Origin of the sequence: Komagataeibacter nataicola (assembly GCF_003207795.1) — a bacterium.
In the GTDB taxonomy this organism is placed as follows: domain Bacteria; phylum Pseudomonadota; class Alphaproteobacteria; order Acetobacterales; family Acetobacteraceae; genus Komagataeibacter; species Komagataeibacter nataicola.
Genome location: NZ_NIRT01000013.1, coordinates 1 through 17806 on the forward strand (window position 1 = coordinate 1; position 17806 = coordinate 17806).

At 40.2% G+C, this 17806-nt stretch carries 19 protein-coding genes; 3 read left to right on the forward strand and 16 right to left on the reverse strand.

The window, feature by feature from the left end; all coding sequences use genetic code 11:
* From CDI09_RS17585 to CDI09_RS17600, 6 genes are all read right to left on the reverse strand, one after another.
* On the reverse strand, positions 1 to 820 hold an 820-nt coding region (locus CDI09_RS17585; RefSeq protein WP_211308937.1), incomplete at its 3' end, for a PcfJ domain-containing protein.
* 437 nt (positions 821 to 1257) lie between these two features.
* Positions 1258 to 2826, reverse strand: a complete 1569-nt coding sequence (locus tag CDI09_RS17590; RefSeq protein WP_146220827.1) for a hypothetical protein — start codon at positions 2824 to 2826, stop codon at positions 1258 to 1260.
* Between the two features lie 85 nt (positions 2827 to 2911).
* Positions 2912 to 3454 (reverse strand): hypothetical protein, encoded by a 543-nt coding sequence (locus CDI09_RS17595; RefSeq protein ID WP_146220828.1) that lies wholly within the window; start codon positions 3452 to 3454, stop codon positions 2912 to 2914.
* Positions 3455 to 3557: 103 nt separating this feature from the next.
* A complete protein-coding gene (locus CDI09_RS08990) occupies positions 3558 to 4271 on the reverse strand; it encodes a Flp family type IVb pilin (RefSeq protein ID WP_078528376.1) in 714 nt (237 codons plus the stop codon).
* A gap of 1564 nt (positions 4272 to 5835) precedes the next feature.
* Complete coding sequence (locus tag CDI09_RS08995) at positions 5836 to 6123, reverse strand: terminase gpP N-terminus-related DNA-binding protein (RefSeq protein WP_167370269.1); 288 nt, start codon at positions 6121 to 6123, stop codon at positions 5836 to 5838.
* 21 nt (positions 6124 to 6144) lie between these two features.
* Positions 6145 to 6348: a hypothetical protein gene (locus CDI09_RS17600; RefSeq protein ID WP_146220829.1), complete on the reverse strand. Its 204-nt coding sequence runs from the start codon at positions 6346 to 6348 to the stop codon at positions 6145 to 6147.
* A gap of 344 nt (positions 6349 to 6692) precedes the next feature.
* Here CDI09_RS17600 and CDI09_RS09000 point away from each other — a divergent pair, with 344 nt between their 5' ends.
* Positions 6693 to 7220, forward strand: coding sequence for a hypothetical protein (locus CDI09_RS09000; protein ID WP_146220830.1), 528 nt, complete (start codon positions 6693 to 6695; stop codon positions 7218 to 7220).
* Here CDI09_RS09000 and CDI09_RS09005 read toward each other — a convergent pair.
* From CDI09_RS09005 to CDI09_RS17615, 6 genes are all read right to left on the reverse strand, one after another.
* Positions 7210 to 8736 carry an LPD7 domain-containing protein gene (locus CDI09_RS09005; protein ID WP_078528368.1) on the reverse strand — a complete coding sequence of 509 codons (1527 nt, stop codon included), beginning with the start codon at positions 8734 to 8736 and terminating at the stop codon, positions 7210 to 7212. The genes CDI09_RS09000 and CDI09_RS09005 overlap by 11 nt on opposite strands.
* A 433-nt stretch (positions 8737 to 9169) precedes the next feature.
* Positions 9170 to 10138 (reverse strand): hypothetical protein, encoded by a 969-nt coding sequence (locus tag CDI09_RS09010; RefSeq protein ID WP_146220831.1) that lies wholly within the window; start codon positions 10136 to 10138, stop codon positions 9170 to 9172.
* Entirely contained in the window at positions 10135 to 10665 is a 531-nt protein-coding gene (locus CDI09_RS17605; protein WP_146220832.1) for a hypothetical protein, read from the reverse strand. Before CDI09_RS17605 ends, CDI09_RS09010 begins: the two co-directional genes overlap by 4 nt.
* A gap of 145 nt (positions 10666 to 10810) precedes the next feature.
* Complete coding sequence (locus CDI09_RS09020) at positions 10811 to 11386, reverse strand: hypothetical protein (protein ID WP_146220833.1); 576 nt, start codon at positions 11384 to 11386, stop codon at positions 10811 to 10813.
* Entirely contained in the window at positions 11386 to 11886 is a 501-nt protein-coding gene (locus tag CDI09_RS17610; RefSeq protein ID WP_146220834.1) for a hypothetical protein, read from the reverse strand. The genes CDI09_RS09020 and CDI09_RS17610 overlap by 1 nt, the downstream gene beginning before the upstream one ends.
* A 1441-nt stretch (positions 11887 to 13327) precedes the next feature.
* Positions 13328 to 13888, reverse strand: a complete 561-nt coding sequence (locus CDI09_RS17615; RefSeq protein WP_146220835.1) for a hypothetical protein — start codon at positions 13886 to 13888, stop codon at positions 13328 to 13330.
* A gap of 183 nt (positions 13889 to 14071) precedes the next feature.
* Between CDI09_RS17615 and CDI09_RS17620 the strand changes: the two genes are divergently transcribed.
* Positions 14072 to 14482: a hypothetical protein gene (locus CDI09_RS17620; RefSeq protein WP_146220836.1), complete on the forward strand. Its 411-nt coding sequence runs from the start codon at positions 14072 to 14074 to the stop codon at positions 14480 to 14482.
* Here the strand turns inward: CDI09_RS17620 and CDI09_RS09030 are convergent.
* Positions 14450 to 15541 (reverse strand): MucR family transcriptional regulator, encoded by a 1092-nt coding sequence (locus tag CDI09_RS09030; protein WP_078528353.1) that lies wholly within the window; start codon positions 15539 to 15541, stop codon positions 14450 to 14452. The two genes, CDI09_RS17620 and CDI09_RS09030, sit on opposite strands and share 33 nt — an antisense overlap.
* A gap of 216 nt (positions 15542 to 15757) precedes the next feature.
* Here CDI09_RS09030 and CDI09_RS17625 point away from each other — a divergent pair, with 216 nt between their 5' ends.
* Positions 15758 to 16318, forward strand: a complete 561-nt coding sequence (locus tag CDI09_RS17625) for a helix-turn-helix domain-containing protein (RefSeq protein WP_146220837.1) — start codon at positions 15758 to 15760, stop codon at positions 16316 to 16318.
* Between the two features lie 71 nt (positions 16319 to 16389).
* Here CDI09_RS17625 and CDI09_RS09035 read toward each other — a convergent pair whose 3' ends face one another.
* The 3 genes from CDI09_RS09035 to CDI09_RS09045 form a co-directional block, all read right to left on the reverse strand.
* Positions 16390 to 16569, reverse strand: coding sequence for a Flp family type IVb pilin (locus CDI09_RS09035; RefSeq protein ID WP_078528350.1), 180 nt, complete (start codon positions 16567 to 16569; stop codon positions 16390 to 16392).
* A 244-nt stretch (positions 16570 to 16813) separates the two neighbouring features.
* Positions 16814 to 17527 (reverse strand): hypothetical protein, encoded by a 714-nt coding sequence (locus tag CDI09_RS09040; RefSeq protein ID WP_146220838.1) that lies wholly within the window; start codon positions 17525 to 17527, stop codon positions 16814 to 16816.
* A complete protein-coding gene (locus CDI09_RS09045) occupies positions 17514 to 17714 on the reverse strand; it encodes a hypothetical protein (RefSeq protein ID WP_078528344.1) in 201 nt (66 codons plus the stop codon). Before CDI09_RS09045 ends, CDI09_RS09040 begins: the two co-directional genes overlap by 14 nt.
* Positions 17715 to 17806 lie beyond the last annotated feature (92 nt).

Genomic DNA, 17806 nt, shown 5'->3' on the forward strand with positions numbered 1-17806 from the left:
ATGCCTGTTTAATATTATCCAATGCAAGATATAAACGACCATCTGCTGAAATAGCATAATCTGCATTACGAATATTAACTTTATCAAACGCAAACTTAACACCTTCTTCGGATGCCTGTTTAATATTATCCAAACCAAGATATAAACGACCGTCTTTTGATATAGCGTTATCTATGCCTGTGATACGTTCAGGTTTTAATTTATTAATCAAACGTTCTACCGGCATCATATAAGCATCGGTAACGGCTGAATTACCCTTACATTTCATCTGCTGAATAGTTTTTGTGTATTCATCATATTCAACAGTGACATGGGGGAAGTTATCTTTATCACGCAATGAAAATATCGTCTTATCATCATATCCACCACGTCCTACACAATTCCCCATAGCGTTTCCTTCGAAATCTTTTGCCTCTGGTGTTTCCAATTTTACCCATTGAAAACCACCTTCGTAATTAAGTATCGGGGTAACATCATCAGGATTTCCCCTGAATTCAGATAACTTTTCAGCCTTTTTTGCTAACCCGTCATGCCATTTTTTCTGGTGTGTCTGTGCATCTTTCCAGGAAATACGGTCAATCCTTCCTGCAAGTTTTGGGTCTTCCACCTGCAAACCATGCAACCAGTCCCTCGTGTTATCGATATCGGTTTCATCTGGAAGTTTATATTCATTTTGACGGGCATATGTTTCCAAACGTCTTTTTATCCATTCCCTGGCAAAAACAGGAAAACGTTTGGCATATTCATTTACTTGTTTCTGGATATCAGTAAGTTTCCTGTTTTCTTCCGCAATCTTTCTTTGTTTTTTTTCATTAGTCATATCGTCATCCTCCTACATGTTATGAACCTTTTTTTTATGTTACCGGGTATCATTACATATAACAAAGGCTTGCATGGATTACTAATGACTTATTAATATGTTTTATACCTCATTATGTTTTATATAATACGACTACATGACACATGTTTTGTTTTTGATGCTATCGCATATCAAGCCCGGTATGTGATATAGTTTACATATGATATGATTAAAGATTTCGCTCTTAGCGCCTGCGGCGTTTCAGTCTTCATGTGACCCGAAGGGCTGATCGATTTTCAGAACATCATTTTTTTGCTGACACTCACCTACCACGGGCTTGATGTGTCTTTGACACATAGCGCGATAGCGCCCCCTTCCCTGTCATCATATATAGAAAAAGCCCCCTGAAATCCAATTCCAAGGGGGCTGATTGCTTATTATTCATAACAGGCATGTCATCAAAGTGTATGTGTAAAGTCTTCTTCTTCTGTTTTTACCTGTGCTTGTGTTTCAGGTGCCGGAATGTTTTTAATGTTTTCGGCTACTTCTTTTAGTTTATCACGAACAGATTCAGGTGTATGTTTCGATATTTTGTTAATATCATGTCTAATGACTTCGGGGTTATCATGTATGACATCAAAATCATGTTTAAAGTCATCTCTCATACTTCTTAATTCAATTGAAGGCTTGAACTTAACAGGTTCCTTTTTTTCTTCATGATGTTCACCTGTTACATAATCTTTGATTGCCATTGCCTTCGATTTGAACCAGTTTGTGACTTTTTCAAACCCTTTGGGTTTGGCATCTTCAATAGCCTGGTGTCTTTCTTCCCGATATTTTTCAACGAAAGCCTCAGCCTTTCTTTGAAGGGGTGTGTTATCCACGGAATAAAGTTTGGCATCTTTTATGTTTTGTGGATGTATTCTTTTTAAATTACTACCGTTAGCAACAAAATTCTGTGCCCTGGATGACCAATCTTCAATCGTCTTCGTGTGACTGATGTCAACGATAGAAAACGTTTTGTATGTGGTCGCCTGGTTAGCCACAGCCTGCTCACCTACATGCCATCTTCCATTTGTTTCAACACAATACGGTAAATCCAACGGGTCTGCATGTGTGAAGGCTATTCCCCGTGAACTTGCTTCGTTCATGGCATTCACACCAACATACACATTGCCTTCTTTATCCATGCCAAATGGTTGCCCATCAGGAAGATTATACGGTGACGTTGATATGTGAACATCCTTGATGTCATTGACCTTGATAACCTTGTCCTGCAAGTTCTTACCAATATGGATTTTGCCCTCACTATCCTGTATGAAATCAATATTCTTCTTAATGTTGCCTTCCATCTTGACAAACACGTTGTCATCACCAGCCTGAATAATCTGTTTTCTACCAGCATACAGATGTCCGGCATCATCAATAGCCATGCCATTTTTTATTTTGACATTTCCATTGGTGAACTTTTCACCTTTCATAACAGCATAATCTATGAAAGTTCGGTCGATATATAAGCGTCCACTATCAGCCAATGCGTAGTTATCAACACTTTTTATGTTAACCTTATCAAATGTTACGCCATCACGTGCCGCCCTGTTGATATCACCCATGTTAGTGTAAACATGACCATCACGACTTAACGCCATATCTTCCTTCAATGATGCCGTCACAAACGAAACACCAGAATCCGACGCTTTCTTGATGCTATCCCGACCATAATAAATCTTGCCGTTATCATCTTTTCCCCAAGGAATATCATTTTTAATTGCTTTCGGTGCTATGGCGCTCAATACATCTTCAATATATGGCGCATATGGTCCCGTATCATTTTTGAATTCTTGTTTATCTTTATTGATGCGGATGATGTCGGTAACTTCACCTGTGTTTTCATTATACGTTAATGAAATAGGATTCGTGAAACCCGACATCGAACCCCTGTGTTGTAAATTAAAATTATAGATGCCACCCTCTCCATCGGTGACATCCCATGTATAATTATTGTCATATTTCATAATTTCTGACATCGAATATTCCTCCATTTTGTTGACGCGGCTATTTTCATAACCACTATACATTTTAGAATATCCGATATTTAAGCAAAATGCCGGGTTATTGTTTATTTACATCATCCCCCTTCTTTGGTGGTTTCCAAGACCATGTATGTTTTGGCCATGGTCCACATTCTACAGGGGCGTCAAAGTCTTCTCTCACAACATTGCTGAACCATTCCCCTTCCCTTTCAGGGTAGTCACGTCCTGAAACCTTATAATATTCCGTTGCCATCAGTCTTTTCATGTTTGCATAAGCTATTCCAATAGCATTATGCAATTCACGTCTGTTCGGGGATGAACCTTTTAGTTCTTTATACATGATTGCCCAAGGCAACGTGTCAGCTTTTACATAAACCTGGTCATTCACATCATAGACACCATTGTCATCTATTAAGAATAATGTCTTATCAAGATATTTAGCCTGTGTTTTCGTGCTATCCTTAGACTTCAAATAAACCAAATCTATTTCATATGCCCGTCTTGGGTAATGTGAAATAATATAGGCGCAATCTTTTTCCATTTCATCAGGATTGTTTTTTACAGCCTCAAGGTAAGATTGAAACTGCTTATCTGTTATGAACATATTACTTATTGTTGTCATTTTACTTTCTCCCTTTGTTGTGCAACATTCCCATTATGGTCATGTCATCTGCATATTTATTATGATACCAGATGGCATGACATTTTAAGAAGAACTCTATTTATTAATTTGGTGTGTAAACATTGTAGCCTTCATGCCCAGGTGTCCAATTCATTGTAATCGTGCTTCCGTCACCGGGCGAAAACGTGAATTGTTGATTTGCCCCCGTTTTCACTTGTGGTGAATTCTTGGCTAAGTTCGTATAATCGGTTGCAGACAAACCATCTGCTAATGTCGATGACTGGCTATCACCATTGGATGGCGTCAGCATATCATTTGCAATAGTTGAACCATATTCCGACTTCAACTGATTACCATAATTGGACATGTAAGCCTGATACTCGCTTAATGAATTAATCGGTGTCCCGTCATCTTCATACAAACCAGATATGGCAACATCCCCACTATACCCTTCATCTTGTGCTATCTTGCTTGCCAGATTGATGACATTCAGTTCGTCAACACCCGTATATGCCCGTTCAGCCCCCGATATCTTGTTCAGGACCGCATATAACTGTTTCTGCAATTCAGTCTCTTCCGATGTGTCGGAATCAGAACCAGAACCGCTGCTAACAGAACCACTACCTGAACTGGATGAAGATGACGGGGCGCTACAGCTTACCGGTTCGTTCACCAAGCTACCGGCAATCTTACAATACACAGATTCCAGATTTCCCCCTGTAAGAGCAATCACAGAAATAAGAACAACTGCAATCAGTAATATCATGATGGCATATTCAACAGCGGTCACACCGTCATCATTTTTTATATCAGTCATTTTAAAACTTCCCCCCTAATAACATGCATAACGATTATGTTAGACATATTATTATTGTAAGGTCTTCGAACACATAAAACCAAGGAAGTTAATATGATACCCGACTATAAAGATTGACAAACCGAGCAAACAATATCATTTTTCGATGACATTTTTTTTGGTTAGCCATGCATTGGTATACTGTTTGCCAGATGAAGGTGTGTTCTCGGATATAGTTGAAGAACAGATTGATGTAACCATCATCCATGATTTTTGAACCAGCCTTGCCCCTGATATCGATCAGAATGCAGGGCTTTTTTTGTGTTCAGTTTTCATGTTCACGGAATGTTACAGGAAATTACCGCAACCGTTAAAAAGCCGTTACACGTGTGTTTTGCAAACCGTTACAAATGCATTCCACAAATGCTAAAAAACATAACTATTACAACAGGTTACATACGGTTTCAGGTTTTCGTGTTGAACACGGTAACATGTTCAAAAACTGATTTTTTGGAAAAATGGACCCCGCCGGGGCGCTCTCAAGTCATCAAAAATTGGATGTTTCCAAAAACACCAAAATAATAAATGTTGACTATTGTAATGTGTTCAGTAATTTATCAGTAATATTTACACAAACGTTACCCGTTTGTCAATTCACCAAACTGGTTATAAGGAATCTATATAACCAGATTGCCGAATCTTCTCTTTGGATTGGTTTTCAGGAATTCAGATTCCTAATCGATTTCGAAAACTATATTTTTTGTCTTATGGTGCTATCGCACTGAGATGCTTTGCATCTCAAGCCCGGTGGTGGTGTGTGTTATCAAAAAAAAGCAGGTCTAAGAATTCCTTAAGCGCCTGCGGCGTCATTCGTTAGCAAACACCCGAAGGGCTGAATCGATATCACATCCATGGAATGCTTGAAGACACACACCTACACGGGCTTGGTAAGGCGATATGCCTTACAGCGCGATAGCGCCCCCTTCCCCGTCATCAACCACACCAGGCACCTCGTTATCCAGGCATCCCACCAGGTCATCACCACAGCCTCGATGACACGACCAGACCTTACAGGATGACCATACAGCCACATCCACCCGTTAACCCGTGACTTTGACCACCCTGTTAGCAGAATGCCCCTGAAAACGTCTTATATGGCTTTACACGGAACATCAGGTCATCACCACAGCCTCGATGACACATCACCAGACCTCACAGGATGCCCATACAGGGGTGTCGGACCAGTTTTCCCTATACGGGGCATATCACCAGTTCACACAGCCACCAGCGCCATGTCATCAACCACGAACACAGCAACACGCCCCTGAAAGCCACAGGATGCCCGTACAGACCCATTCAGGTGACCAGGCATCCAATTTTACCATGTCGGGGGCATAACCCTTGCGTTAGCATCATCTAACAGGCGTTAACACAAACATTCACATTACGTTAAAAAACAGTTCAAACGGAAATTAAAACGGTATCAGGACGTTGTCACTCATGTTGTTCGGGGAATGTTATAGGCAATAAAAAAAGCGAAACCATCAGGCATCGCTTTCATGTTGATTGTTCAATTTGTGTCATCTTATTTGGCATCAATATATTTCTGCTTGTAATAAGTGACAACAGAACGTGTGACATTCATGTTTTTGGCAATTTCCATTTGTGAAAAGCCTTCATAATACAGTTTCATGAATTCTTCTTGGCGTTTGTCTTTGCGCAACTTCTTGAAGTCTTCATGGTCTTTCTTGGTGAACCATCGGTTCTTATAGTTCACCACACTACTTTCAGACATTTTGTATTTCTTGGCCGTCTCAAGCAAACTATGCGTTATCAAATAGTCTACAAAACCATCCCTGTAATCTTCATTCATTATAGTCATCATAACCCCCTATCATTCTAAGTCTTCATCATCATGCCATTTCCTGTTCCTTATCTTACTATATTTCACTTTTGGTTCTACTTTCAATTCGTATTTAACCTTTTGTAGAATTTCAGGCTCTTCTTCACCTCTCCAGCCATCCATGTTCGACAACATCCCTACAAAATGCTTGTCAATCTTCTTCGCATTGCGACGATGTGAAAACTTAGAACTCATAATCTTATCCTCCAGTCTGTTTAAATATGCTCCCCCGCATACCGTCAGGAAACACAACGCTTCCCTATAATTTTAGTTAATCATATTAATTGGAATTATGTAAAATATGTTAAGCAAACATTTAATAAGCATAAAAAGATTTCCTTAGTGTCTGTAGTAAAATCTTTTATTTAAATGGTTAACATGTTCTATATGCTTGTAATTTAGTCATGATATTTGATTTAATAAAAGTATGAAGTGATGTGACATATTATTTTATGTTTTCGTCGCATGATTTTAGTTATTAGGGGGATAATACAATGTGTCAAAAACGTCTTATCAATGATAGCAAGCAGTTAAGTTTCATGGATTTCGTAGCAGGAACGACACCGTTTGAATGTGATGATGCTCCAGTGAAGGCGAAGAAGGTTACGGTTCGTGCCCGTGGCAAGCGTTCAGGTTCGGTAAAACGCATTAATAAGAACCAGTATGATTTGCTTGATTTTCTATCAAAGATGCCTGTTTTCCAGAAGAAGGCGAAAACAGAAGACGTTAAGGAAGTTAAAGAACCAGTTCAGCATGTAGAACCGGTCAAGGTTCAAGGGGAACCAGTTAAGAATGATGTAGCAGTAAAGGAGAAGGAACCAATGATTAAGATTAGTGAAGAAAAGCGTTCATGGAATGCTATGCCGGTTTATCGCATACAACAGTTAGCGAAGGGTGGCATTAAGAAGGTCACATATGACACATACCGCAAGACTGCGGCAAAAGAAGAAGAAGAAATCAGGCTTGCAACTGAGGCTTTCATGAAGAAAAATGGCGTGACCCGTTTTCCAGCGATGTATGCCGAAGGGTCAACGCCTGATGCCGATACTTATAATATCATGGCGTAGGAAGTGAATAATCATCATGGTCATCATCATCATGTGATGGCTCTGATGTCGCTGTATGAACCTGTAATAATGAAGGCGCTACTGTTTTAGGTGGCGCTTTATCTGTTTGTGGAATTCTTGCATCTGGATTTGATGCTGGTTTTTCCTTTTCCTTGTTATCCTGGTTTATCTCGCTTTTATTCTCAGGTTTTACAGGTTCATGTTTTTCAATGCGTTCATCCAGTGGTGCAGGTTTAGGTGGTTCCACGGGGGCTGGTGCAGGTGTTGCTTGTTTTTCAGCATTTGCCTTGGCATCAATTACGTATTCAAGTCCATATGGAATTGTAATCATATTCCCAGGAATCTGAAACATGCCAATCATGGCATCGTTGCCGCCTTTAATAGCCATCTCGAAATCATCGGCATGGTCCAGAAAGCTTTTTAATTGCTGAATTTCAGGTGCCATTCTATGACCAATTTCCAAACGCTGTTCCCTTGTCATTTGTGATAAGCATGATATTTTCCTAATGTCATCTTTTTCATTGGTGGCAACAACTCTAAACTTTGATTGCTGGCGTCTTAATTCTTTTTCCATCAGTTTCATTTGTTTCCATGCAGGGTTTCGGAAACTAAACCGACCAACGTTGTTCTTCAATTTGAACTCTTTGATGTAAATAATTAATGCCGTAAGGTCACCACGAACAGCCTCAGTCTTCTTTTTACGTTCGGTGATTTTCGGTGTGGCGATTTCTTCAACACTTGGAATCTTATTCGATAAGGCTTCAATCATCTGTAATGCCCAGGCTTTTGTGTTCGCCAGGTTCTCCAGTGCCCTATCAGGACCACTTGGATTTTGTGATTCATTCGGCTTTATGTTTTTGATAAAAGCATCCATCTTGCTCCTGATGGCATTTTCCATCATGCTTTCCGGCAATTTGACGTTCGTTAAAACTGGTGGGTCCATGGCAAGGCAAGCCTTGGCAACCATCTGTTTGAAATCTTTTGACCCCTTCACCTGAACCGTTGTCCACCCTTTTTGCTGAATCAAGTTCGCCATTTTCTGTGCAGATTCAGCATCCATATGTTCATGGCTTTTGTATTTCAGGATGTTCCCGTGGTCTTCCAATGGTACGCCATTCGGCAAGTTCATGGTGACATGCTTGTTCTGGATATCGAAATGCAATGGACCATATCCAGCATGATAGCCCTTTTGCGTCATGTTGACCCAGAACTTGGATTTCTCATCATCTTCTTCATCGGTGTATAAAGGTTCAACACTGTTCCCGAAATCTTCTTCATCACCAGATGACTTTTTAACCTTCTTCGTATCTTCTTCGATAACAGGTGGTGTGTTTCCTTCTTCATTCCTTTGCATCATTGCTATGAATTCATTAAATGAAACCTTTTTATTATCTTCCTGATTTTTTAGGAAATATTCATAACACTTCTTTGCATCAGCAATGTCTTTGTCACATAATACATCTATGCCCCCCTGATAACGCATCCACCGCATATTTTTGTTATTTGTTATGCTCATTGTAATCACCCTCCTTTTAAAGTTTCGTGACAAACAAATAGTTTGACATACAAAACATGTTACCGGGATGCATGGAAATATAATACGAATTCAGGATATTAAACGATTTGTCTTTGATGCTTCGCATTGATACGGCTTTGCCGCATCAGGCCCGGTATGGTGATTGTTCCCATAAAAAAGCAGCATTTAAGATTTCGCTTGAGCGCCTACGGCGTAAAATGCTGACAAATACCCGAAGGGATGAATTCGATATCCAGAACATCATTTTTTGCTAACACACACCACCACGGGCTTAGGTGATATGCTTTGCATATCATAGCGCGATAGCGCCCCCTCCCCTGGTGACCAGTTCATCCAAACTGTAGACAAAAAAAAGCCACCCTATGATATGGATATCAGGGATGGCTCCTTAATTCACGGAATGATGTGTGGACTAAGAAGCCCGAACCTTTTTCTTTATTATTTTTAGTTCGTTGGCTTCACGTTTCTTCATTTCTTCAACACGTTCCAAGCCAAATGCATTGCCGGTCTCGGTGAAGAAATGGTGTGACCCGGTGATGATGTCAGACACATAGCAGTTCTCAGGAACGAAGGAAGACGATGACAGAAGATGCTTGATTAATCTGTTCGTGTTGTATGCTTCATCCAGGATGTAGGATGCTAACAAGTCACGACCAGCCTCAAGCCAATCCTTGCCCGTTCCATATGTTGAACATTTGTATTCATTCTGAATCAGGAAAAAGCGGTCAACGGCATTCTTCCTGTTCGCTACATCATTCAGGCTGCGCAACCAGAACCGGCGTGAATCCTGATAATGCATCTGGTCACGAACAGCATTGCGGAAATCATTTGCCGAACCAGAACGGTCCTTCAAAATCGACGTCATATACAACTGCGCATGCGGAATGCTGTTGAATGTCTTCTTAGACCAAAGCGGTCCACGTTCCTTATTAAACCCGACCGTAAACACATAACCGTCTTCAAGACCTTTCATGCCATACACAAGGGTCTTGTCACGGAACAAAATCAAACGGTGATGTTCAGGTAATTTTTCATGCCCGTTCGCAACATCAAAAAAGATTTCATCATTCACATCTTGCGCAATATGGAAGACGCACAATTCAGTGAACTTGTCTTCCGATAGCCCGACGAATGACGGTTCAAAATCCATCTTCAGTAGGACAGATGCCTTGAACAGCGTAAACGCATATTCCGCAATATACGGATACAAACGTTTATTAAGACCAGGCTCCGCCTTCACGATATCAAGCATGTCCATCAGACGATGACGAACATTTAATGCACTGATAACGCTCGCCCGGCTCACTGATATCGGGTTGAAGATATCTTTGACGTTTAACAGCATGTGCTGTTTTGCACGTTCCATAGCTGTTGCCGTCATACCAATTCCCCCCCCGAAATCAAAGCCTCAGTGAACTGCGACATAAGGCGTGTGGTTTCAAAATCATAACTCCACGTGATACGCGAATTTACGACATCCCCGATACAATACCCGTTTGTCGGGGACATTCCAAGCGCAATCACACCGACATCTGTTAATATTCCTACATTAACTGTTATAATGTCATCACTTTCAATAAGTTTCCCTTCCTGAAATCCTATATAAACTTCCACAAGTTTATCAGCATTCACGAAAAAACCTGATTTTGTGAACTCACGCGCATAATGTTTATCCATTTCCGTTATATCAATCATTTCACATCTTTCATGCGCAATCTTCAATAAAAGATAATTGGCATGTTCAATGCACTTCCAAGAAACTTCATCATATTCAGGATTGTCATGTATCCAATTCACACAAAGATTAATGCACTGTTTCAATATTCTTTTATAATCAGGAACATCATATGAAACCCCCGAAATAGAACATAAATATTTTCTTACATCATCAACTGTTCTTATATCCATATCAGCTACCCCCCTTTTTTTGTTACTTAACTCCCTTTTATGATAACAGCCATATTAAGCAAATTCTATATAATTGAAATATGTTAAATAAAAAAATGACACGATAACAAATGCCATCATGCCATCTTAATCATATTATGATTTATTATTTTTTTGCTATCTTTGGGAACAACTCTTCCGATGATAGATTAAACCCTGGTTTCCCTTCCTGATTGTTCAATATGACATTCAAAGGAAAAGAAATCCCCTGAACTCCAAACGTGAACCCTTGAAGACGATTGCTATTATAATCAGCAGGGATGCTATCCATGGAAACTGTTAATTCAGGAAAACCATGAACAGCCTCCTCAAAACCAGGTATGTTCGCATGAATTGTCATCGGGTCATCAATCATTTCATGATAAATATTCTCACCATACTTTAATCTAACACTTTCAAGATATGGCGTGACATATGCATCCATGGTCAAGATATCAGGTATCAGCTTGCCATCAGCCGTTTCCAGACCCGTTATCTTGTCAACAGGCGTGTCAGTCTTATGGTTCATAACCTGATAATAGTGTGCCCCCTGTTTGTATTCACGGGCAATGCGCTTATACCATTTTAATGATTCAAAGCCGTTCATGTGAACGTCAGCGTATTCCGTTCCACCAAGTTCGGTTGCATGCGCTACCTGAAAACTACAAGCAAGACATGCAATGGATAAAAGACGCTTTATCATTATATGCGCCTCCCATGACGAATAACAGCCTTGATGATATCAGCGATTAAAATTCCACCAGCAACGACACAACTGATTTTGATGACATCTTTTACATCAGGCGATATACCCGTATTGGTTGCCGTAACCGTTTCTTCTTCTAATTCATCAGGGTCATAATTATTTTCAAGTTTACCATCAAATACAGATTCATCTATGAAATCATCTTCTTCAACAGATGCATCTACATAGTTTTCATCATTATGGTCCTTTACTGTTACAATGCTATCCTTTTCACCATATGAATCCAGAATCTCATTTAACCATCTATAATCATTCAATGCTTTTATAAGCCTGCGGGAACTTATAACCCGGTTATCAGGGGCATACAGTCTGTTAACTTCATCAGTTAACATCTCATGATTTGTTAGATAATCATTTGATATTAAAAACTTCCTTAAATCTTCATTGTCATTAAGAAGTTTTCTTGTTTCAGTTAATGTTAATTGCTTTAGCGTCATGGCTTATTTCCTCCTTTGATTGTTATCCCCCCACTTGTTATCAAGTAAGGCTATAATTCCAGTATATGAGGAAATATATGACACTTGCAATAAAGATGACATATTATGTGTTATCTTATGTTTAATTTTCTTGACATTTGGCATTGTTTCGTGATTGTATGACTTTAGACGGTAACACCCGTTTATATCTTGATAGTGTTTCCCTCTTTCACTGTTAAGATATGAGTTCTCCTCCTTTGTTGTAGACCATGAACGTTTCCTCTTTTATCGTTCATGGTCTTTTTTATGTTTTCATGTCATATTAATTGATATGAAAATGTCACCCGATGAAGAACGAAACCTTGTGTTATCAACACAACTGAAGGCGTATGCCTCATGGTGTTTCATTCTTACGTGTCAAAGATGCAGACGGGAATCAAACATCCAGGTTAGGACGTTATCCAATTATAATGGAATGCATGTTCGGGATGTGATGCGCAGGTTCCGATGCAAACAATGTGGCTCCTACCCGGCATCCATCTATCTTCAAAAAGGAAAAAAATCGGTTCCACTTTGAAACCGCTCACGGAATGTTACAGAAAATTACCAATAGCGTTAAAAAGCCGTTACACGTGTGTTTTTCAAGCCGTTACAAATGCATTCCGCAAATGCTAAAAACATAACCATTACAACAGTTTATATACGATTTCAGATTTTCGTGTTGAACACGGTAACATGTTCAAAAACTGATTTTTCGGGAAAATGGACCCCGCCGGGGCGCTCTCAAGTTGTCAAAAATTGGATGTTTCCAAAAACACAAAAATAATAAATGTTGACTATTGTAATGTTTTCAGTAATTTATCAGTAATATTTACACAAATGTTACCCGTTTGTCAATTCACCAAACTGGTTATAAGTAATATCTATAGCCAATTTGCTGAATCTTCTCTTGAGAATAGTTTTCAGGAATCTGTTTTAGAATCTGAATTCATGAAAACTATATTTTTTGTCTTTGGTGCTATCGCACTGAGATGCAAAGCATCTCAAGCCCGGTGATAATGTGTGTTATCAAAAAAAGCAGGGTTTAGAATTCGTCTCATGCGCCTGCGGCGTTGTTCGTCATCAAACACCCGAAGGGCTGAATCGATATCCAGGTTGCATCATCTGTAAACTATTATTATACACGGGCTTGACGCGCGATAGCGCCCCCTTCCCCGTCATCAATCAACCACCACACCTGGTCATCACCCATGAAACAGATGACACGACCAGACCTTACAGGATGACCATACAGGGGCATTCCCCCATTATCCCGTCACATTGGTCAGCCCGTCACCAGAATATCCCTGAAAACGTCTTATATGGCGTTACGTGTTACATCACCATGACCATACACACGCCTAAAACCCCGTAGGATGACCATACAGGGCTTTTTGTAGGCAAAAGGTATAAAACCACCCGATTACGTTTTTTGGCTTTCAATTTCGGCTTGTGCCTTGTTTTTCGCATCAGCAATCTGTTCGGGTGTTGCAGGCTTTCCGTGTAGGAACCACAGTTGCTCATCGGGGTGGATGACGAAGACGCCGGCGGAAGGTTCATACCGATATCGGGATGCCACGGACACACAGAAGATGACGGGGTTATCGTTATCGACCATGCGTGCCATGTCATCCGTGTTCAGTGTCGGGTTTTTCCGATAATTGGAACCATAGACAATGAATGGACACACCTGGACGGCGAACTCAGCGCATTCCCGATGCATAGGGAAGTCGGAATAAACACCAGCATGTGCCGATTTCGGACCACCCACAAATGCGCAATGGCGACCAAGTTTTTGACCACATATCCAACAGGTTTTGAATTGCATGGCATGACGGGCATATTCCGCATTCATGGTTGTCAGGTCAGCCACGCCATTTTTCCATGATGCAAACTTTGGAATTGGCATGCCATTAGATAGCCTGGGAAGACCAAGACAACGTGTCGGAATCTTAACACCACGAATTACATTGCTATCAGTCATGACTATTCCTTTTGATATGTCATGATAATAACTCACTAGATATCAAGCAACAACTAGAGAATTCTTATTTAATACATATTGATAGCATGCCGCTGAACTGATAACACACATTATCCACAGGCTTAGTGATATGCTCTGCATATCATTGCGCGATAGCGCCACTACGATATCAAAGGACTGGTTATGTTTGAAAAGTTTGATAACGTTTTTATATATGCCACATTAAAAGATGATAACAATTTACCAACGCGGTGGCTGTTATGTTATTCAATCAACAAAACAGATAACACTGTATCAAATATGGAACTGAATCTTGTATCATTCCATGATGAATTGATTTCAAGTGTTTTCGTTGTTAAAAACCAGATTGCTGTTATCGGAAACCAAGATTCTGATTTTAAACAACGGGCATTGGCTGTTTTGCGTGATGCCATTAATAGCGATGGACCCATAACAGGTGACATCAAACAAGAAGAAAAGGACTTGCTTACAAGACATCTACACAATGCGTATAGAAGTCAAGCAGGCAAGCCCCTAACCCTGTTTAACAGGTTCCGTGCATTATTTGCTTTTTACGCCTGTTACTTTGCGTGACGCGCGCTTGCGTGCAGGTGCCTTCTTCGGTTCCGTTTCCTTCGCGTCGGGCTTTGCTGTTTCTTCCGCCTTGGTTTCTTCTTTGACGGGTTCAGCCTTCGGTTCGGTCACAGGTTCCACGGTTTCAGTCACTTCGGTCACTTCGGTCACTTTCACGGGGACAACGGTTTCTTCGGTTGCCACAGGTGCGGCATCAGGGACCGTTGTTTCATCCGCTTTGAACAAAGCAGGGTCCATCGTTTCCAAATGCTGTTCGATATCCCGTGGTTCTTCGAAGACAAACCCGTTCAATTCATCTTGTTCTTCAATTGTCATGTCATCCCCGTTTTCACGGGCAAGGTCATCATCGGATTTGTCAACAATATCAGGATTGATGTGGTCCGGTGATTTCAGCAGATTCGGGACACCTCTAACCAATTCATCCCGATATTCGGCAACACGCTTATCAAGATATTTGACCAAAGGGGCATCAAGGGGAATGCTGATACCCATACCTTCACCAAAGCGCCACCGTTCCCAATCAATGCCACCATCGGGCTTGGTGAACTTGTCAATGTAAGCAAGCTCACGTGACTTCTGTGCCTGCTTTTCTTCGGGGGTAGAAGGTTTCTTGAACTTGCGACCAAGTCCCATGGTTTTTGCAAGGAATTGGCGATAGACCGTGAAACCAGGCGCAGTCATCGGATAGGAATCAGGAAGTCCCCACTTCTTCCGATATTCTTCCGGCGACAGATTGAATTTGGTTTCCAGATAACGGGCAAGGGATGACTTGCGAACCCCGTCTTCCAGGCAATAGATGCCACCAGGCGTCACAGACTTGTCGATTGCGATTGCGGGTACCTGTTCGATGACAGGCTTTTCAGGTGCCGACACTTCCACCACGGTTTCCACGGGGGAAGATGCCACTGGTGCCGGGGGCATGGAAATGGATGTTCCACCCATCAGACCTTCACGGACGGCTTGCATCAAACGGGGAAGGTCTTCCAGCGCAACAGTGTTCTTCTGCAGATATTCCCGAACAATGCTGGTCGTCGCGTCAATCAGTTTTTCGTCGCTCATGTCACATGCCCTTGCTTTGCTAATGACATGACACCGTTTCCTTGTTTGTCATGTCATCCTGATACGGCAACCCGCATCAAGTTAGTTAGATAGTCTTAAACCTTCTTTGATACCTTTTCAACTCTAAAAATGTATTATGGCATGCATTTCTTAGTTTTATGACATTCATGTGTTATCATAAAAATTAACACAACAATTAAATAGGAGGATAACGTTATGAAAATACCTGATAATTTTAAAAAGACATATTCGGAAGAACATAAAAATAAGATTGCAAACAATTATGGTGTCTCAGAAGGAACTGTTTATCGCTGGGCAAGAAACCGTGGATTAACAAACTCACGGAAAATCGAAATTCCTGATGACCTAGCAGAGACATTAAGTAAGATGACACAGAATGATGCAGCTAAACATTATGGTGTCAGTGCCCGAACAATCCAGACATGGCGTAAAACGAAAAAACTACCACCATTAGTCATCAAGCGTGATTACATAAAGAAGTTCAAGCCTGAAAATATGCATCCAGAAATAAAAGACTTAATGGATTCAGGACTTGGAACAAAAGATATTTGCGAAAAATTAGGAATGTCGTTAACAACACTTGTCCTTCTCAAGCATCAAACAGGTTTACATGTAAGACCAAAAATTAAAAGCAAAGATATGCCCGTTGATTTACTGAATGATAAAAATATATCCGATAAAGATATCGCAAAAATATATAATGTTAAACCAAAAACAGTCCATTCTTGGAGATGCAAACTGAAAAAGGAAAAATAAGAAATAAGACAACAAAAAAGGGTCACACATCGTGACCCTTTATTTTTATCTGATACCCTTTTTTTTGGATATCAGGAAGATGTAGCAGCGTTAGACAAGTTGTTTGCAACGTTATTGAAAACGTTAGACAAGTTATTACCTACGGCTGTAACAGCACCAATGATAACAACAGCAATCAATGCAGCAATCAAGCCATATTCAATAGCAGTTGCACCGTCTTCAGCCTTGGCAGTATTCATAAGTGTTTTCATATTAGTTTCCTCCTTAATTAGTTGTCGGTATTGACAACAGTTGAATGAAAAACACACCTTGTGTTTCCCTATAACGATAATGTTATCAGTATTAGTATGCATAACCAAGAAAAACGCACTAACTTTTTTATCGCCTATAATTACATGCCATAAAAGCCATGTGTGATTAGGTAACATGCAACCATTATAATCACGAAAGCGATAAATAGGTTTATGCAGATATTGAAAACAAACCTTAATAGTTTCATATGCCCCCTCCTAATATTTTCTGTTCATCCACCAGCAGTTCTTCTGAAGGGAACATGTCATCTTCGTATGACTTGAAAGCATCTTCATCTACACGCAGACGGTTGTTTCCAGGTTCAATATATCCAGACTGATTTTTTGCAGTTACGATTTCGTTTTCCTGAAGAACTTTGTTATCCCCAGATGCCGTGAAGATATTATTTTCATCGTCATCAATTGTCGCTTTCATTTCCTCCAAGTTTGTGTTCCATGACTTAATCAAGGATTTGCGTTCCTGCGCCAATGATAGCAATTCACGCTGTTCATAAATGACATTCCAGAAGAAAGGCTGTGACCGTTGAATAGAATTCATATCCAGCCAATATTTTGCATTCTCGATGTCTTTTTTATATTGGTCATGCACATCTTGCATCTTGTTCATGATTGAATAATAATCGTTCTTTATCAGATTACTATTCACCATCATCATATACATGTCTTCCGTCAACTTGTCGGTATATGCATCCATAAGTCCTTCATCGAACTTTGGAATCATTGCCAATACCTTGTTTTCTTGTTTCGTGTCGTCCTGGTGTGCATCTTGAACACAGTTGCTTGTTATCCAGCATGCCATCGTGTGTAATCGGACACCCATGATTTCCAGGAATAGAAATAATAGTATGGCTCCAGACATGACTATTGCCACACTAAATGTTAAATTACGCAAGTTCATGATTGTTCTCCATGACAGATAACAATTCACGTGTATTCATTCTCATTTGACACAAGACATCAGCCATATTGGCCGTTATTAAATCCATGCCATTTAAATCACGATTGTTATATCCTATTTCATCAAAATCCATTTCAAAGGATTCTACGACTTCAATAAACTGTTTAACTTTATCAATATCATTCATGGTTCCCTCTCCCTTTGTTGTTAACCCATACTTTCAGGATAACAGACTAAACGGAAGAAATAACAGGAAACCATGTTGTATACTTCCACTAC

Excerpts from the sequence above, each read along its gene's own strand:
- CDI09_RS17590 (WP_146220827.1), bottom strand. The coding sequence starts at position 2,826 with ATGTCAGAAATTATGAAATATGACAATAATTATACATGGGATGTCACC.
- CDI09_RS17595 (WP_146220828.1), bottom strand. The coding sequence starts at position 3,454 with ATGACAACAATAAGTAATATGTTCATAACAGATAAGCAGTTTCAATCT.
- CDI09_RS08990 (WP_078528376.1), bottom strand. The coding sequence starts at position 4,271 with ATGACTGATATAAAAAATGATGACGGTGTGACCGCTGTTGAATATGCC.
- CDI09_RS08995 (WP_167370269.1), bottom strand. The coding sequence starts at position 6,123 with ATGAATGAAGATTACAGGGATGGTTTTGTAGACTATTTGATAACGCAT.
- CDI09_RS17600 (WP_146220829.1), bottom strand. The coding sequence starts at position 6,348 with ATGAGTTCTAAGTTTTCACATCGTCGCAATGCGAAGAAGATTGACAAG.
- CDI09_RS09000 (WP_146220830.1), top strand. The coding sequence starts at position 6,693 with ATGGATTTCGTAGCAGGAACGACACCGTTTGAATGTGATGATGCTCCA.
- CDI09_RS09005 (WP_078528368.1), bottom strand. The coding sequence starts at position 8,736 with ATGAGCATAACAAATAACAAAAATATGCGGTGGATGCGTTATCAGGGG.
- CDI09_RS09010 (WP_146220831.1), bottom strand. The coding sequence starts at position 10,138 with ATGACGGCAACAGCTATGGAACGTGCAAAACAGCACATGCTGTTAAAC.
- CDI09_RS17605 (WP_146220832.1), bottom strand. The coding sequence starts at position 10,665 with ATGGATATAAGAACAGTTGATGATGTAAGAAAATATTTATGTTCTATT.
- CDI09_RS09020 (WP_146220833.1), bottom strand. The coding sequence starts at position 11,386 with ATGATAAAGCGTCTTTTATCCATTGCATGTCTTGCTTGTAGTTTTCAG.
- CDI09_RS17610 (WP_146220834.1), bottom strand. The coding sequence starts at position 11,886 with ATGACGCTAAAGCAATTAACATTAACTGAAACAAGAAAACTTCTTAAT.
- CDI09_RS17615 (WP_146220835.1), bottom strand. The coding sequence starts at position 13,888 with ATGACTGATAGCAATGTAATTCGTGGTGTTAAGATTCCGACACGTTGT.
- CDI09_RS17620 (WP_146220836.1), top strand. The coding sequence starts at position 14,072 with ATGTTTGAAAAGTTTGATAACGTTTTTATATATGCCACATTAAAAGAT.
- CDI09_RS09030 (WP_078528353.1), bottom strand. The coding sequence starts at position 15,541 with ATGAGCGACGAAAAACTGATTGACGCGACGACCAGCATTGTTCGGGAA.
- CDI09_RS17625 (WP_146220837.1), top strand. The coding sequence starts at position 15,758 with ATGAAAATACCTGATAATTTTAAAAAGACATATTCGGAAGAACATAAA.
- CDI09_RS09035 (WP_078528350.1), bottom strand. The coding sequence starts at position 16,569 with ATGAAAACACTTATGAATACTGCCAAGGCTGAAGACGGTGCAACTGCT.
- CDI09_RS09040 (WP_146220838.1), bottom strand. The coding sequence starts at position 17,527 with ATGAACTTGCGTAATTTAACATTTAGTGTGGCAATAGTCATGTCTGGA.
- CDI09_RS09045 (WP_078528344.1), bottom strand. The coding sequence starts at position 17,714 with ATGAATGATATTGATAAAGTTAAACAGTTTATTGAAGTCGTAGAATCC.